At 56.9% G+C, this 16,936-nt stretch carries 13 protein-coding genes and 4 tRNA genes; 3 read left to right on the forward strand and 14 right to left on the reverse strand.

Annotation, left to right across the window (positions count from 1 at the left end; all coding sequences use genetic code 11):
- The first annotated feature begins 26 nt into the window (after positions 1-26).
- Positions 27-587, forward strand: a complete 561-nt coding sequence (locus AC3ZVB_RS18860) for a cytochrome b (RefSeq protein WP_490147396.1) — start codon at positions 27-29, stop codon at positions 585-587.
- Between the two features lie 127 nt (positions 588-714).
- On the opposite strand, the gene AC3ZVB_RS18865 is transcribed toward AC3ZVB_RS18860, so the two are convergent.
- Positions 715-1,641: a 1-aminocyclopropane-1-carboxylate deaminase/D-cysteine desulfhydrase gene (locus AC3ZVB_RS18865; protein WP_490147397.1), complete on the reverse strand. Its 927-nt coding sequence runs from the start codon at positions 1,639-1,641 to the stop codon at positions 715-717.
- Positions 1,642-1,741: 100 nt separating this feature from the next.
- Complete coding sequence (locus AC3ZVB_RS18870) at positions 1,742-3,781, reverse strand: oxidoreductase (protein WP_490147398.1); 2,040 nt, start codon at positions 3,779-3,781, stop codon at positions 1,742-1,744.
- Positions 3,782-3,991: 210 nt separating this feature from the next.
- Here AC3ZVB_RS18870 and AC3ZVB_RS18875 point away from each other — a divergent pair, with 210 nt between their 5' ends.
- Positions 3,992-5,122, forward strand: a complete 1,131-nt coding sequence (locus tag AC3ZVB_RS18875; RefSeq protein WP_490147399.1) for a carbon-nitrogen hydrolase family protein — start codon at positions 3,992-3,994, stop codon at positions 5,120-5,122.
- 3 nt (positions 5,123-5,125) lie between these two features.
- Positions 5,126-6,166, forward strand: a complete 1,041-nt coding sequence (locus AC3ZVB_RS18880; RefSeq protein ID WP_490147400.1) for an AraC family transcriptional regulator — start codon at positions 5,126-5,128, stop codon at positions 6,164-6,166.
- Between the two features lie 304 nt (positions 6,167-6,470).
- Here AC3ZVB_RS18880 and AC3ZVB_RS18885 read toward each other — a convergent pair whose 3' ends face one another.
- The 12 genes from AC3ZVB_RS18885 to AC3ZVB_RS18940 form a co-directional block, all read right to left on the reverse strand.
- Positions 6,471-7,328: a DUF2242 domain-containing protein gene (locus AC3ZVB_RS18885; protein WP_194692427.1), complete on the reverse strand. Its 858-nt coding sequence runs from the start codon at positions 7,326-7,328 to the stop codon at positions 6,471-6,473.
- 181 nt (positions 7,329-7,509) lie between these two features.
- Complete coding sequence (locus AC3ZVB_RS18890; RefSeq protein ID WP_490147401.1) at positions 7,510-9,381, reverse strand: SurA N-terminal domain-containing protein; 1,872 nt, start codon at positions 9,379-9,381, stop codon at positions 7,510-7,512.
- Between the two features lie 234 nt (positions 9,382-9,615).
- The gene (locus AC3ZVB_RS18895) at positions 9,616-9,888 is read right to left on the reverse strand and encodes an HU family DNA-binding protein (RefSeq protein ID WP_002552737.1); all 273 of its coding nucleotides are present in this window, start codon (positions 9,886-9,888) and stop codon (positions 9,616-9,618) included.
- A 149-nt stretch (positions 9,889-10,037) separates the two neighbouring features.
- Complete coding sequence (lon, locus tag AC3ZVB_RS18900) at positions 10,038-12,434, reverse strand: endopeptidase La (protein ID WP_162440174.1); 2,397 nt, start codon at positions 12,432-12,434, stop codon at positions 10,038-10,040.
- A 161-nt stretch (positions 12,435-12,595) separates the two neighbouring features.
- Positions 12,596-13,879 carry an ATP-dependent Clp protease ATP-binding subunit ClpX gene (gene clpX / locus AC3ZVB_RS18905; protein ID WP_007946893.1) on the reverse strand — a complete coding sequence of 428 codons (1,284 nt, stop codon included), beginning with the start codon at positions 13,877-13,879 and terminating at the stop codon, positions 12,596-12,598.
- A gap of 113 nt (positions 13,880-13,992) precedes the next feature.
- A complete protein-coding gene (gene clpP, locus AC3ZVB_RS18910; protein ID WP_162440173.1) occupies positions 13,993-14,628 on the reverse strand; it encodes an ATP-dependent Clp endopeptidase proteolytic subunit ClpP in 636 nt (211 codons plus the stop codon).
- A 93-nt stretch (positions 14,629-14,721) separates the two neighbouring features.
- Positions 14,722-16,032 (reverse strand): trigger factor, encoded by a 1,311-nt coding sequence (gene tig, locus AC3ZVB_RS18915; RefSeq protein WP_162440172.1) that lies wholly within the window; start codon positions 16,030-16,032, stop codon positions 14,722-14,724.
- A 78-nt stretch (positions 16,033-16,110) separates the two neighbouring features.
- The gene (locus AC3ZVB_RS18920; protein WP_162440171.1) at positions 16,111-16,323 is read right to left on the reverse strand and encodes a hypothetical protein; all 213 of its coding nucleotides are present in this window, start codon (positions 16,321-16,323) and stop codon (positions 16,111-16,113) included.
- A 104-nt stretch (positions 16,324-16,427) separates the two neighbouring features.
- Positions 16,428-16,503 (reverse strand) — tRNA-His (locus AC3ZVB_RS18925).
- A gap of 78 nt (positions 16,504-16,581) precedes the next feature.
- Positions 16,582-16,666: transfer RNA gene (locus AC3ZVB_RS18930), tRNA-Leu, on the reverse strand.
- A gap of 57 nt (positions 16,667-16,723) precedes the next feature.
- Positions 16,724-16,799, reverse strand: a tRNA-His gene (locus AC3ZVB_RS18935).
- Positions 16,800-16,832: 33 nt separating this feature from the next.
- Positions 16,833-16,909: transfer RNA gene (locus AC3ZVB_RS18940), tRNA-Arg, on the reverse strand.
- Between the last annotated feature and the right edge of the window lie 27 nt (positions 16,910-16,936).

The raw sequence follows: 16,936 nt of genomic DNA on the forward strand, positions 1-16,936 counted from the left end.
GGAACCGACCTGTGAGGAACACCCGTATGCCCTGGACAAACTCCGAATCACGCTACAGCACCGTATCGATCACGTTGCATTGGTTGATGCTGGTGCTGTTGGCACTGGTGTATGCCTGCATTGAATTTCGCGGGATCTTTCCCAAGGGCAGTGGCGGCCGGACGCTGATCACTGAATCGCATTTCCTGCTTGGCCTGACGGTATTTGTGTTGGTCTGGCTACGCCTGTTCGCGCGCAGCCTCGGCCCGGCGCCGAAAATCTTCCCGGCATCGCCTCAGTGGCAGACGGTATTGGCCAGACTGATGCACTGGGCGCTCTACATTTTCATGATTGCCATGCCGATTCTGGGATGGCTGGTGACCAGCGCCAAGGGCCATCAGGTGATGTTCTACGGCTTCGACCTGCCAATGCTGTTGTCGGAAGACAAGGCGCTGGCGAAACAGATCGAAGGCTGGCACGTGCTGGGCGGAACGATCGGCTACTGGCTGATCGGCCTGCATGCGTTGGCGGGGATTTATCACCATTACGTGGTGCGCGATAACACCCTTCTGCGGATGATGCCCAAACGGGTGAGCCGCGATATCTGACACCAGCAAGAACCGGCACCCTGTGGGAGTGAGCCTGCTCGCGATGGCGGAGTGTCAGATAACATTGATGCCGATTGACACTCCGCTATCGCGAGCAGGCTCACTCCTGCAATGGTTTGCAGCGCCATCAGAATTGCGAGATAAATCCTCGGCGCCCCTGCAAGCCGCCGGTGTGGACGAAGATCAGGCGCGTACCTTTCTTGAACCGTCCGGCTGCCACCTGCTGCTTGAGCGCCAGCAGTGCCTTGCCGGTGTACAGCGGTTCGAGGGGAACACCGCTGGCCTGTTCCGCCTGCTCAATGAACTCGAGCAACAGCGGATCGACTTTGGCAAAGCCGCCACGGCTCGCATCGAGCAGTTCGTACAGGGGCTGTCGCAAGCCCGCTTCTTGCACAATGGATTGGACCTGCTGCGCCACGCCATGATCATCGGGCACCGCCAGTGCGCCATACACCGGATGCTCTCCCGCTTCCGCCAATACCAATCCGGCCAGGGTGGTTCCTGTACCGCAGGCCAGCCACCAACCGTCGTAATCACGCCATCCCACACTGCGCAATTGATCGTGGACGGCAGCCTTGAGCTGCATGCAACCTCGCGCGCCCAGAAGCCCACCGCCGCCTTCGGGCACCGCTTGAAAATCCGCATACTGCGCCTGCCAGGGCAACCAGAAACCCGGCGTGTTCCGCGCTCGATAACCGCCATAACCCAGCCAATGCAATTGCATGCCGAACGCGTGAAGGTCTTCGACCGTAGGAGTGTCCTGAGGGTGACCGCGCAACAGGCCGACAGTGGGAAACCCAAAGCGCTTACCAGCGGCGGCGAGCGCGTGCAGGTGGTTGGAATGCGCACCACCGAGACTGATGATGCCTTTGGCTGCGCACTGGTCGGCCGCCTTCAGATGCTCGATAAGCTTGAACCACTTGTTGCCGCTGATCAGCGGATCTATCTGGTCAAGACGCAGAATCGCCAATTCGATACCGGCGTGGGTAAGCCAGTCGAGATTCACGAGTTCAAGGGGAATCGGGGGAAGCCAGCTGGACGAGGGAAAAAGCATTGGCTGTGCGCGATCTGGAAAAGAATCGAGTCTATCAGTCACCGCAGGCCTTGTAGCAGCTGGCGCAGGCTGCGCCAGCTGCTACAAGGATTTTCGAAAGTTACAACTCGGCAGCCAACCGCGAACCCTGATTGATCGCGCGCTTGGCATCGAGCTCTGCCGCCACGTCCGCACCACCGATCAAATGCACATTCTGACCCGCGGCAGTCAAGCCGTCCTGCAACTCGCGCAATGGATCCTGACCGGCACAGATCACGATATTGTCCACGGCCAGCACCTGCGGCTCACCGGTTTCACCAATGCGGATATGCAAGCCTTCATCGTCGATCTTCAGGTATTCGACGCTGTTGAGCATTTGCACCTGTTTGTTTTTAAGACCTGTACGGTGAATCCAGCCAGTGGTTTTACCCAGGCCGTCGCCCACCTTGGATTTCTTGCGTTGCAGCAGGAACACTTCGCGGGCCGGAGCATGTGGCTCGGCCTTGATGCCGGCGACGCCGCCGCGTGCTTCCAGATGGGTGTCGATGCCCCATTCTTTCCAGAATGCTTCACGATCAAGGCTGGTGGACACGCCCTGATGCACGAGGAATTCCGACACGTCAAAACCAATACCACCCGCGCCGATGACGGCGACACGTTTGCCCACCGGTTTGCGCTCGAGGATCACATCCAGGTAGCTCAACACCTTGGCATTCTCGACACCGGGAATGGCCGGCGTTCTTGGGGCGATACCCGTGGCGAGGATGATCTCGTCGTAACTGCCTGCCACCAGTGTGGCCACATCGACACGTGTGTTCAGGCACACCTCGACGTGGGTGGTCTGCAATTTGCGGCCGAAATAACGCAAGGTTTCGAAAAACTCTTCCTTGCCCGGTACGCGCTTGGCGATGTTGAACTGACCACCGATTTCGCTGGCCGAATCGAACAACGTCACCTGATGGCCACGCTCAGCCGCCACGGTCGCTGCCGACAAACCTGCAGGACCGGCACCGACTACCGCGATTTTCTTGATCTGCTTCACTGGCAGGTAGTTGAGCTCGGTTTCATGACAGGCCCGAGGGTTCACCAGGCAACTGGTCAACTTGCCACCGAACGTGTGGTCCAGGCAGGCCTGGTTGCAACCGATGCACGTGTTGATTTCATCGCCACGGCCGGCGGCGGCCTTGTTGACGAAATCCGGGTCGGCGAGGAACGGCCGTGCCATGGACACCATGTCGGCGTCACCTTCGGCCAGAATCTGCTCGGCGACTTCCGGCGTGTTGATACGGTTGGTGGTGATCAATGGAATGCTCACCGAACCCCGCAGCTTGGCCGTGACCTTGCTGAATGCCGCGCGTGGAACCTTGGTGGCAATGGTCGGAATCCGCGCTTCGTGCCAGCCGATGCCGGTGTTGATGATCGTTGCCCCGGCCTGTTCGATGGCCTTTGCCAGGGTCACGATTTCTTCCCAGGTGCTGCCGCCTTCCACCAGGTCGAGCATCGACAGGCGGAAAATGATGATGAAATTCGGGCCAACGGCTTCGCGCACCCGGCGCACGATCTCTACTGGCAGGCGCATGCGGTTTTCGTAGCTGCCACCCCAACGGTCGGTGCGGTGGTTGGTGTGAGCGGCGAGGAACTGGTTAATGAAATAACCTTCCGAGCCCATGATTTCGACACCGTCGTACTCGGCTTTTTGCGCCAGGGTCGAGCAGGTCACGAAATCGCTGATTTGTTTCTCGATACCTTCCTCGTCCAGCTCTTTAGGCTTGAACGGGTTGATCGGCGCCTGAATCGCACTCGGCGCAACTTGTTTCGGGCTGTAGGCATAGCGCCCGGCGTGGAGGATCTGCATGCAGATCTTGCCGCCCGCCTCGTGCACCGCACGGGTGACGATCTGGTGCTTGAGCGCTTCTTCCTCGGTGGTGAGCTTGGCCGCACCGGAGTACACGCCACCCTCGTCGTTCGGGCCAATGCCGCCGGTCACCATCAAGCCAACGCCGCCAAGGGCACGTTCGGCAAAGTACGCCGCCATGCGCTCGAAACCACCCGGTTTCTCTTCGAGCCCCGTGTGCATCGAGCCCATCAGGGTGCGGTTACGCAACGTGGTAAAACCCAAGTCCAGCGGGGCCAACAGGTGCGGGTAATGAGCGGCGGCCATCGGTAACTCCACAACGAGCGATCACGGAAAAAAATGCGGGAGCTCTGCGGCCCCCATCAGTCATGTTCGACAGACTAAGAGCCGCGACGCTGTCGCTCAATGACCGTAACTGACAACTTATTGATCCAAATGCGCAGCGCCCCTTGGCAAGCGGCGACATGGGCCCTACCCTAGTCGCGAATCCTGCACACGGCCGTTGACTGTTTTCCCATGCGCAAACTTCTGTACCTGACCTTTTCCATGGCATTGATTGCCGCCCTGACGACCTACGCAATGTGGGCCGCGGACAGACCGGTGGGGCATTACCTGTCAGACCTGCGTATCGATCTCGCTGTCGACCAGGGGACGCCCGCGGATCACGGCAACCTGCTGGGCATCCAGCCCGAGCTGTTTCCCACCGACTACCAAAGCTCCGAGCGCTTGCACCGCAAGCTCGCCGCGTATTTGCAGAAGGCTCAGGAGCAAGGCCTGCTCAACGAAAAAACCATCGTCGTACTGCCTGAACACATCGGCACCTGGCTGATGGTCAGTGGCGAGAAGGATGAGCTGTACCAGGCCAACACCTTGAAAGACGCCATGAACTGGCTGGCGGTGAGCAATCCATTGAAGTTCGCCCGCGCGCTGATCGCTGCCAAAGGTGAGAACCGCGTGGATGATGCGCACTTGCGTATGAAAGCCAAAGGCATGGCAAAGGATTACCAGGCGTTGTTTGGTGGCCTGGCGAAAGAATTCCGCGTGACCCTGGTCGCGGGTTCCATCGTGCTGCCCGAGCCGAGCGTCATCGACGGTACGCTGAAAATCGGTCGTGGCGCGCTGTTCAACAGCTCCGTCGTGTTCGATCGCGACGGACTGCCCATTGGTCAGCCGCAACGTCAAATGCACCCGGTCTTCGATCAAAGTGATGTCATCGCGGCGAACGGTGAGCATGACCTGAATGTCGTCGACACCCCTGCCGGACGTCTGGGTGTGTTGATCGGCAGTGACAGTTGGTATCCGGACAACTACCGCAAGCTCGACAGTCAGGGCGCCCAACTGATCGCCGTGCCGGCGTATGTCGCCGGTCGCGGAGCCTGGGACAAGCCGTGGCGCGGTTACAAAGGGTTGACGACACCGAGCTCAATCAGCCTCAAGGCCGGCGAGCTCAGTGAAGGCCAGGCCTGGCAACGCCTGACACTGACGGCCCAGCCGCCCAGCAGCCAGGCCATCGCCGGCATGAGCGTGTTCCTGCGTGGCCAGTTCTGGGATAAAGGCAGTGCCGGTCAAAGTTTTCTCAGCAGCAACGGGCAGCATTTCGCCGACGGCAACGCCCATGGTGCACGTTTGCTGAACCTGTGGTTGTAAGTCATGAAACCACTGCCGATGCGCCTTGGGGATCTGTCGGTAGGCTTCGTTCATAGCCTGGCGGACGCCGTGCGCAGTTACGCTCTGGACCCGCAGCCGTTGCTGGAGCAATACGGCCTCGATGCTGCGCGCTTGAGCGAAGCAGGCGCCCGACTCTCGATTCCGCGCTATATGCGCCTGGGTCACAGCGCCATTCAGCTGACCGGCGACCCGGCACTGGGTTTACGCATGGGCCAACTCAGTCGCCTGAGTCAGGCAGGCCTGGCCGGGGTGACCGCCGCCCAGGCACCGACGGTGCGCGAGGCGGCGCGGTGCCTGATTCGCTTCGAAGCACTGTACGGTTCCAACTATCGTGGTCAATCGAGCTTCCATGAAGATGCCCAAGGCGCGTGGCTGCGGTTCTATTCCATCAGCCCTTACAACGCCTATAACCGCTTTGTGGTGGACTCGATCATCTCCGGCTGGCAGCAGCAATTGTCCAGCATCAGCCCTGCCCCACTGCGTGCCGAACGCATCGAAATCGAGTTCGAGGCACCCACTTATATCAATGCGTATGCAGTGCTGGGTGAGTGCCCGATCCTGTTTGGCTGCGAACATAACCAGCTGCGTTTGAGCCTGGCCAGCCTCGCCCTGCGCAACCCGGAACACTGCCCGAGTACCTGGCGACACCTGCTGCAGTTATGTGAACGGGAATTGGAACAATTGACCCGCACGCGCAGCTTGCGTGAACGCATCACTCAGCTGCTTGGGCCGTTGCTCAATGGTGGCCAGGAACCTGACTTGGAAGAAGTGGCGGCACGTTTGAAGCTGCCCACCTGGACCTTGCGCCGCAAACTTGCCGAAGAAGGTACGCAATTTCGCGCGATCCTCAACGACACTCGCCGCGACCTGGCGATGACCTACATCCGTGATACCGAACTGGCGTTCGGTGAAATCGCCTACCTGCTGGGCTTTGCATCAGCCGAGGCGTTTCAACGGGCTTTCAAACGCTGGAACGGTCAGACGCCCGGCGAATTTCGCCGAAGTCATCGCCAATCCGCCTGATGTTTACAGTTCTGTAGCGTCCTCTGCTGGTTCCAGCGGATCCAGTTCGAATGCCTGATACTCGAGCAGCTCTTCTTGATAATCGTCCATTTTGACTCCCCCACCACTCGTTTAAAAAATGCCTGAATAAATGACCCACGCCTTGAGCATAAAGTGCCCACGTGAAGGAAAAATGACGCACTTACGTACGACGTTCAGCAGCTACTAATAAAACGTAGCAGGCGTCCAAGGATTTATCACAGGATTTTTTCGAACAGGCCGTAGGACTACGGCCTGGGTTGACGACGGTCAATTTAAACGGGGTTTACTGGCCTGAAGGAATGGGCTCGCTCGGTGGCGGCAGGCTCGATTCCTGAGGTGGGGTTACCGTTTCCGTTGATGGTGCGGGCTCAACGGTATCGACCGGAGTGATCGGCGCCGATTCAGCCGGTGGCGCTACGGGCTCGGAGGCTGCGGGTGCGGCTTCAACGGGTGCTGGCGCAGGTTCGGCTGCCGGAGCCGGCGCGGGGGCCGCTGGGACAGGAGCTGGAGTGGCAGGGGCCGGCGTGGGTGCCAACGGCGCCGGTGCAGCTTTCACTTCAGGTACACCCAGATCGGTTTTCGGCTTCTCGACGATGTGCGCAGCCTTTTTCGCTTCAGGCGGCAGGAAGAGTTCGACCAAGGCGAAGAATCGCTCGTAGAACTTGGCGGACGACACGGTCTCGCTCGCGACCTTGACCATCGAGTCATCGGACGAACCAATCGGCATCGACACCGAACCCAGCACACCCACACCGAGACTGGCGGAGTTATTGGTCTTCTTCAGTGCATAGCGGTCCTGCAAGGCGTTGGCGAACATGGTGGCGTGATGCCCTTCGCTACCGTCATCGGCACAGACCACGCTGAAGCTGATCTCCATGTGGGTCTCGCCGGTTTGCTGGAAGCTCTTGTGCCCGCTCACCAGTTTCGGATCGCTGCTGGTGATGATGTAGCCCTGACTGAGCAAGGCCCTGCGAGCGGCTTCGCACGTTTGCGCATCTGTCACCGGGTAATTGCGAGAAAACGTTCCGGAATCATCGAAATTCTCATGCTCATAGATCGCGGATTTTTTTGACGAACAGCCGGCAGCAGCGGCCAGTACCAACGCCAGTCCAACAACCCGCATGGGAAATGATTTAAACATTGAACATCCTGAGGAAAACGATTCGGGGCGTATTGTGCAACAGATCGATGATTAGCGTGACATCGATTGTGTCTTGAATCAGTTACAGAGGTACTGACCATCGATTATTTTATTTGTGCCCATAAAAAACCCCAGCTGGTCGGCTGGGGTCTTTTTATTACGCGGATAACTCAGTCAGGCATCAGAAACGCTTGATGTCTGCGGAGCTCTCCAGCTGCTTGCGATAGGCCGCAAAGTCTTGCTGGCCGATGCGCGAGGCGAGGAAGCGACGGTATTGAGCCTTCTCTTCTTCGGTCGGTGCAGCGGCTTCATTGACGCCGTTCAAGCGCACGATCACCAGGCTACCATCCGCCAGGGTCACGCTGTTGAAAGTTGGCTTGTCCTTGGCAGCGGGTTTCGGCATACGGAACAGCGCTTGCAGCACGGTAGGGTCGATCCCTTCCTGACCGCGAGTCGCCGCCTCGATGACTTTCCAGTTTTGGCCGTCAACAGCCTTGTCCAGCGGAGTCTTGCCATCACGCAGGCTGGCGATCAGCTCATCAGCCTTGGTTTTCGCAGCAGCGCTGGCGTGTTCCATGGCCAATTGCTGGCGAATGCTGGCATTCACGCTTTCCAGCGGCAATTGTGCAGGCTTCAAGTGTTCCTTGGCACGCAGCACGATCACAGTTTCAGGATCCAGTTCGATGGCAGTGCTGTTGGCACCTTCATCCAGAACTTCCGGGCTGAACGCAGCAGCGATCACGGCACGGTTGGCTGCAACACCCTCGCCACCTTCACGGCCAAACGGCTTGGAGGTGTGAACGGTCAACTTCAGGTCTTGAGCCGGCTGAGCCAGATCGGAAGCTTCAAACGACGAATCTTCCAATTGCTTGGTCGCCTCGACGAAACGCTGTTCAACCTGCTGGGTTTTCGCCTCGCGGGTCAGCTTGTCTTTCAGGCTGGCAAACGTCGGCACTTCAGGCGCTTCAACACCCAACAGCTTGATCAGGTGAAAACCGAAGTCCGTACGAACCGGTGCGGAAACCTGGTCCTTGTTCAGCGCATACAACGCTGTCTCGAACGCCGGATCGTAAACACCTGGACCTGCGTAGCCGAGGTCACCACCGTTGTTGGCCGAACCCGGATCCTGGGAGAATTCCTTGGCCAACGCCTCGAATTTCTCGCCTTTGGCCAGACGGGCCTGGATGTCTTCGATCTTGGCCTTGGCTTGCGCCTCGGTCATTTTATCGTTCACTTCGATCAGAATGTGCGCAGCCCGGCGTTGCTCGGCCAGGTTCGCGATTTCTTTCTGATACGCCGCTTGCAGGTCTTCGTCATTCACGCTGACCTGATCAAAGAAGGAGGACTTCTTCAATTCGAGGTAGTCAATGACCACCTGATCCGGCGTCATGAATTCCTTGGCGTGTTCGTCGTAGTAAGCCTTGACCTCATCGTCGGTCAGCTTCACCGCAGCAGGGTCGGCTTTGACGTTCAAGGTGGCGAAATCGCGGGTCTGTTTTTCCAGACGGGCGAATGCCAGTACCTGAGCATCGGTGACAAAGCCGCTGCCCGCCAAACCGGCGCGCAACTGACCAATCAGCATTTCCTGAGCCAGCATCTGGCGGAACTGCATCCGGCTGTAGCCCAGTTGACGAATAACCTGGTCGAAACGCTCGGCACTGAACTTGCCATCCACCTGGAATTCAGGCGTTTGCAGGATCACCTGGTCCAAAGCGGCTTCGGAAAAAGCGAATTTCGAGTCTTCTGCGCCTTGCAGCAGCAGCTTGCGATCGATCAGGCCCTTGAGAGCCGATTCGCGCAGCATTTTTTCGTCGAGCAAGGAAGCGTCGAAATCTTTACCCAGCTGTTGCATGAGCTGACGGCGTTGCATATCAACCGCCTGGCTCAGCTCGTTCTGGCTGATTTCTTCACCGTTGACCTTGGCCGCGTCCTGGCTGTTGCTCGTAGCCTGGAATATGGCTTCGACACCGGTGAACGCCATCAGTACAACGATGATCCCGATAATGGTTTTGGCAATCCAGCCTTGTGAATTGTCCCTGATATTCTGCAGCATGCGTCCCCCAGAAACGGTTGAACTTCAAATTTAGGCAACCGTGGAGCGTGGGTAGAATCCGGATAGAAGAAAGGCGCATCCGAGGATGCGCCTTCTCGTAACTGGCGGAGCGGACCGATGGGTTCGAACATGCGACCCTCGGTGTCTCGGACCGGCAATGTGCCGACTGGACTACCGCTCCGCTGCCAGGTCAGGTATGACCCCGACCCGGATAGGCAAAAACCTGAATCGTACTTAGTTGACAGCTTCTTTCAGCGCTTTACCGGCTTTGAAACCTGGCTTTTTAGCGGCTGCGATTTCCAGCGTCTTACCGGTCTGTGGGTTACGACCGATGCGAGCTGGACGATCAGTCACGGAAAAAGTACCGAAACCAACCAGAACAACAGAGTCGCCAGCCTTGAGAGCGCCAGTGACGGATTCGATTACAGCGTCCAGCGCACGGCCAGCAGCGGCTTTCGGGATATCAGCGGATGCAGCGATAGCATCAATCAGTTCCGACTTGTTCACTCTAAGTCCCCTTATATCTATTTGAGTATGATTCTAAGTTTTTTGGTGAAAGCAAAAACGAGTGCTGAATGGCCTACAGACACTATAAGAGCCGCTTTATAACAAGGGCTCTAAAAAGCTGTCAAGGAAGCCCCCCAGGCAAATGCGTACTAATGCGTGCTAATTCTTTCCTTAGAGTCAGACTCGCGTTTTTCATCCTTCGCAACTATCTCGGGAGCCACATCAGGCAAGGGCTCCGGCGCGTATTGCAGCGCAATTTGCAGGACCTCGTCAATCCATTTAACTGGTTTAATCTGCAGATCTTGCTTGATATTGTCAGGAATTTCCTTCAGATCGCGTACGTTCTCTTCAGGAATGATCACCGTCTTGATCCCACCGCGGTGAGCCGCGAGCAGTTTTTCTTTCAAGCCACCAATCGCCAGCACCTGCCCACGCAGGGTGATTTCACCCGTCATGGCGACATCAGCGCGAACCGGAATCCCGGTCAATGCCGACACCAGGGCCGTGCACATGCCCACACCAGCGCTAGGACCGTCTTTCGGGGTCGCCCCCTCCGGCATGTGGATATGCGTATCGCGCTTCTCGTGGAAGTCCAGGGGAATCCCCAGGCTCTTCGCACGACTGCGCACGACGGTGAGGGCTGCAGTGATCGATTCGACCATCACATCACCCAACGAACCGGTCTTGATCAACTGGCCTTTGCCAGGCACGACAGCAGCTTCAATGGTTAGCAGTTCGCCGCCTACTTGAGTCCAGGCCAGCCCGGTCACCTGACCAATCTGATCCTGCGATTCAGCCAGGCCGTAGCGGAATTTACGCACGCCGAGGAAGTGCTCCAGCATGTCCGCCGTGACGGTCACCGAGAAGCGTTTTTCCAGAGCATGCTCTTTGACCGTCTTGCGGCAAACCTTGGCAATCTGACGCTCAAGCCCGCGTACGCCGGCCTCGCGGGTGTAGTAGCGAATGATGTCGCGGATCGCTTCGGATTCGAATTCCAGCTCGCCTTTCTTCAAGCCGTTAGCCGTAATCTGCTTGGGCGTGAGGTACTTGACGGCAATGTTGATCTTTTCGTCTTCGGTGTAGCCCGGCAGACGAATCACTTCCATCCGGTCCAGCAACGCCGGCGGGATGTTCATGGAGTTGGAGGTGCAAAGGAACATCACATCGGACAGGTCGTAGTCGACTTCGAGGTAATGATCGTTGAAGTTGTGGTTCTGCTCGGGATCGAGCACTTCCAGCAACGCCGACGCCGGATCGCCACGCATATCGCTGCCCATTTTGTCGATTTCATCGAGCAGGAACAGCGGGTTGCGAACACCCACCTTCGTCATCTTTTGAATCAATCTTCCTGGCATCGAACCGATGTAAGTACGGCGATGACCACGAATTTCCGCTTCATCACGTACGCCGCCGAGTGCCATGCGCACGAATTTACGGTTGGTGGCGTGAGCGATCGACTCGGCCAGGGAAGTTTTACCCACACCCGGAGGTCCGACCAGGCACAACACCGGTCCGCGAATTTTCTTCACGCGTTTTTGCACGGCGAGGTATTCGAGGATGCGTTCTTTGACTTCTTCCAGACCGTAGTGGTCGGCGTCGAGAATGTCTTCGGCACGAGCAAGATCCAGGCGGACTTTGCTCTGAGCCTTCCACGGCACCTGGACCAGCCAGTCGATGTACGACCGCACCACGGTGGCTTCCGCGGACATCGGCGACATTTGCTTGAGCTTGTTCAGTTCACCCTGGGCTTTGGCCAGGGCATCTTTTGGCAGGCCAGCGGCATCGATGCGCTTTTTCAGCTCTTCGATTTCGTTGTGGCCCTCGTCGCTGTCGCCGAGTTCTTTCTGAATGGCCTTCATCTGCTCATTCAGGTAGTACTCGCGCTGACTGCGCTCCATTTGCTTTTTGACGCGACCGCGAATGCGCTTCTCGACTTGCAGCAAGTCGATCTCGGCGTCCAGCAACGCCAGCACGTGCTCAACACGGGCTGACAAATCAATGATTTCGAGAATTTCCTGCTTCTGCTCGATTTTCAGGGCCATGTGCGCGGCCATGGTGTCGACCAGACGCCCTGGCTCGTCGATGCTGTTCAGCGACGACAGGACTTCCGCAGGGACCTTCTTGCCCAGCTGAACATACTGCTCAAACTGCGCCAGCAAGCTACGAACGAATACTTCGGACTCGCGCTCGGGTGCGTCGACTTCGTCGATCAGGGAGACTTCGGCACGGCAGTGGCCGTCCACTTCGCTGAAGCGCTCCACAGCGCCCCGCTGCTCACCTTCGACCAGAACCTTGACCGTGCCATCAGGCAGCTTGAGCAGCTGCAGAACGGTCGCAATGGTACCTACGCGATAAAGTGCTTCTTCACCGGGATCGTCGTCAGCAGGGTTTCTCTGAGCCAGCAGAAGGATCTGCTTGTCGCCCGTCATCGCTGCCTCGAGGGCTTCGATGGATTTCTCGCGCCCCACGAACAGCGGGATAACCATGTGCGGATAAACCACAACATCACGCAATGGCAGGAGAGGCAATTCGATGGTTGTCTTCATGATTTCGCCTCTACGGCGGCCATATGGCCGTAAACAGATGGAAGTAAGCTTGAAACCAAGATGGGGGCTGCCCTTGAAAAAAACAAGCACAAAGACAGCGTTAAAACGCGCAAAAAGAAAAGGGGCCCGAAGGCCCCTTCTTTATTCCAGCTGCGTGACGCTTAGGCGTCTGGCGCGGCCTTGGCAGCCGGCTCACTGTTTTCGTAGATATACAGTGGCTTGGACTTGCCTTCTATAACGCTTTCATCGATCACTACTTTACTCACCTCGGACTGCGAGGGGATTTCGTACATAGTGTCGAGCAATACACCTTCGAGAATCGATCGCAGGCCACGGGCACCGGTCTTGCGTTCCAGTGCACGTTTGGCGACGGATTTCAGCGCGTCGGCCCGGAATTCCAGGTCCACACCTTCCATCTCGAACAGCTTGGCATACTGCTTGGTCAGAGCATTTTTCGGCTCGGTGAGAATCTGCATCAACGCAGCCTCATCAAGCTCGTCCAGCGTGGCAAGAACTGGCAGACGGCCGACGAATTCCGGGATCAGACCGAACTTGACCAGATCGTCAGGTTCGACTTCACGCAGGGACTCGCCCACTTTCTTGCCTTCTTCCTTGCTGCGCACTTCGGCGTTGAAACCGATGCCGCCTTTGGTGGAACGGTTCTGGATAACTTTTTCCAGACCGGAGAATGCACCACCGCAGATGAACAGGATGTTACGGGTATCGACCTGAAGGAATTCCTGCTGCGGATGCTTGCGACCACCTTGTGGTGGAACGGAAGCGACCGTGCCTTCGATCAATTTAAGCAAGGCCTGCTGCACGCCTTCACCGGAAACGTCCCGGGTGATCGACGGGTTGTCAGACTTGCGCGAAATCTTGTCGATTTCATCGATGTAGACGATGCCCATCTGGGCCTTTTCTACGTCGTAATCGCACTTCTGAAGCAGCTTCTGAATAATGTTCTCGACATCTTCACCTACGTAGCCAGCCTCGGTGAGGGTGGTCGCATCGGCGATGGTGAACGGAACGTTCAGCAAACGAGCCAGTGTTTCGGCAAGCAGGGTTTTGCCCGAGCCTGTCGGGCCGATCAGCAATATGTTGCTCTTGCCGAGTTCGACGTCGTCATTCTTTTTGTCACGCTGGTTCAGACGTTTGTAGTGGTTGTACACCGCTACGGCCAAAACCTTTTTTGCACGCTCCTGACCAATCACATACTGATCAAGGATGCCGCTGATTTCTTTAGGCGAAGGCAATTTATGCGCGCTGCTTTCGGCCTGGGCTTCCTGCACCTCCTCTCGGATGATGTCATTGCACAGGTCGACGCACTCGTCGCAGATAAAGACCGAGGGGCCGGCAATCAACTTGCGTACTTCATGCTGGCTTTTGCCACAGAAGGAGCAATAGAGCAGCTTGCCGTTGTCCTCGCCGTTGCGGGTGTCAGTCATTCGTTCGATCCAAATCCGATAGGCTTGCAACACAAGATGAAGGCTATTGCGGGCTTTTTCAAGCCCGCCGATGATCAGACCAGCCGACCAACCCTAAATTGAGCTGCTTATTTTTACGCTGGGCGCTGGGCGATCACTTCGTCGATCAACCCGTAGTCACGCGCGGCCTCTGCGCTCATGAAGTTATCGCGGTTGGTATCACGCTCGATTTCTTCAAGAGTGTGCCCGCTGTGCTTGGCCATCAGCGTGTTGAGCCGCTCACGAATGAAGAGGATTTCCTTGGCATGGATTTCGATATCCGATGCCTGGCCCTGGAAACCGCCCAGTGGCTGGTGAATCATCACACGCGAGTTCGGCAGGCAGTAGCGCTTGCCAGGAGCACCGGCCGTCAGCAGGAAAGCACCCATGCTGCATGCTTGACCGATACAGGTGGTCGATACGTTGGGTTTGATGAACTGCATGGTGTCGTAGATCGACATGCCCGCCGTCACCGAACCGCCCGGGGAGTTGATATAGAGATGGATGTCCTTGTCCGGGTTTTCCGCTTCAAGGAACAGCAGTTGCGCACAGATCAGGTTGGCCATGTAGTCCTCTACCGGACCCACCAGAAAGATCACTCGCTCTTTGAGAAGACGCGAGTAAATGTCGTAGGCGCGCTCGCCACGAGCGGACTGCTCGACAACCATCGGGACCAGGCCGCCAGCGGCCTGGATATCAGAGTTCTGCTGAATATACGAATTACGGAACATGCTCTGCAGTCACTCCCAAATAGTTATGTCTTGAATACGCATAAGCCAGCACGAAGGCTGGCTTATGGTGTGTATTTCTTAGCGCAAAAACGATCAGTCGGCTTGTGGAGCTTCTACCGGCTTGACTGCTTCTTCGTAAGAGACCGATTTGTCGGTCACGTTAGCCTTCTGCAGAACAGTATCCACAACTTGTTCTTCAAGCACAACTGAACGAACTTCGTTCAGCTGCTGGTCGTTCTTGTAGTACCAAGACACAACTTGCTCAGGCTCTTGGTAGGCCGAAGCCATTTCCTGAATCATTTCGCGAACGCGGGTTTCGTCAGGCTTGAGGTCGAATTGCTTGACCACTTCAGCCACGATCAGACCCAGTACAACGCGGCGCTTGGCTTGTTCTTCGAACAGCTCGGCCGGCAGTTGGTCAGGCTTGATGTTGCCGCCGAATTGCTGAACAGCCTGCACGCGCAGACGGTCAACTTCGTTGGACAGCAGAGCCTTAGGCACTTCGATCGGGTTGGTGGCCAGCAGACCGTCCATTACCTGATTCTTGACCTTGGATTTGATCGCCTGACGCAGCTCGCGCTCCATGTTCTTGCGAACTTCGGTGCGGAAGCCTTCCAGACCGGTTTCCTTGATGCCGAATTGAGCGAAGAATTCTTCGTTCAGCTCTGGCAGTTTTGGCTCGGAAACAGTGTTCACGGTAACGGTGAACTCAGCGGTTTTGCCAGCCAGGTCGAGGTTCTGATAGTCCTCTGGGAAGGTCAGGTTCAGAACGCGCTCTTCGCCGGCTTTAGCGCCAACCAGACCGTCTTCGAAACCAGGGATCATGCGGCCGGAACCCAGAACCAGCTGAGTACCTTTGGCGGAACCACCCGCGAACACTTCACCGTCAACCTTGCCAACGAAATCGATGTTCAGCTGGTCTTCGTTCTGGGCAGCGCGATCGGCCACTTCAAAACGGGTGTTCTGCTTGCGCAGCACGTCCAGCATCTTGTCCAGATCGGCGTCGGTCACTTCAGCGCTCAGGCGCTCAACAGCGATACCGTCGAAACCAGCTACGGTGAACTCAGGGAACACTTCGAAAATGGCTACGTATTCCAGATCTTTGCCCGCTTCAAGCGATTTCGGCTCGATCGAAGGCGCGCCAGCCGGGTTCAGCTTCTGCTCAACAACAGCTTCGTAGAAAGAGGACTGGATAACGTCGCCAACAGCTTCCTGACGCGCATCAGCACCAAAACGGCGCTTGATTTCGCTCATCGGCACTTTGCCTGGACGGAAGCCAGCAATCTTGGCCTTTTGGGCAGTCTGCTGCAGACGCTTGTTGACCTGAGTCTCGATGCGCTCAGCCGGCACGGTGATGCTCATGCGGCGCTCAAGAGCAGAAGTATTTTCAACAGAAACTTGCATGGATATTCCTCGTTGCACAGACGTTGGCCGGCCGTTTCCGACCCCAGAATCAAGGGCATGCATTCTAGTAGGTCAAACTCAAGAAGTCACCCTACTGAAAACGGGTAAAAACGCAGCAGGCAATTTATAGGTGCGAATGCACGAATGCATCTCGCCCTGGTAGCAAATAAAGCCAATCACGCCGAGGCTCTGCGCCAACCCTTCTATATATAGAAGCAGTTGCCAGTCATTGCCCTGGCAGCCGACCGTGCGAGCATGGTCGGCGGGCAGTGCGGCATCATCGAGAAACATAAATACGACGAAACGCCCTGCTCATACGACCCAGAACCTGCGGCCGGTGAATACTCAGAAACAAAAAAGGCGCCAGACTGTTAAATCTGGCGCCTTTCGAAATATGGGGTGGACGAAGGGGATCGAACCCTCGACAACGGGAGTCACAATCCCGTGCTCTACCAACTGAGCTACGCCCACCATCTTGCATAACAAAGAAGCCAAACAACTTCTTCGTTGAACTCCCACCAGGCCAATCGGCATGAGAGAAGTTTTAATTGGTGCGGATGAAGAGACTCGAACTCTTACGCCTCGCGGCGCTGGAACCTAAATCCAGTGTGTCTACCAATTCCACCACATCCGCGGATTGAAGCTGTTAAAGCAAAGGCGCCAGACTGTTAATCTGGCGCCTTTCGAAATATGGGGTGGACGAAGGGGATCGAACCCTCGACAACGGGAGTCACAATCCCGTGCTCTACCAACTGAGCTACGCCCACCATATCGCGCTACTTGTGCCAAAGCTGCCTAAATGGCGCACCCGGCAGGACTCGAACCTGCGACCATCCGCTTAGAAGGCGGATGCTCTATCCAGCTGAGCTACGGGCGCCTTGTTAATCTGTACTCTTGGACGACT

It is taken from the genome of Pseudomonas sp. MDV22-iso1 (assembly GCF_058145095.1).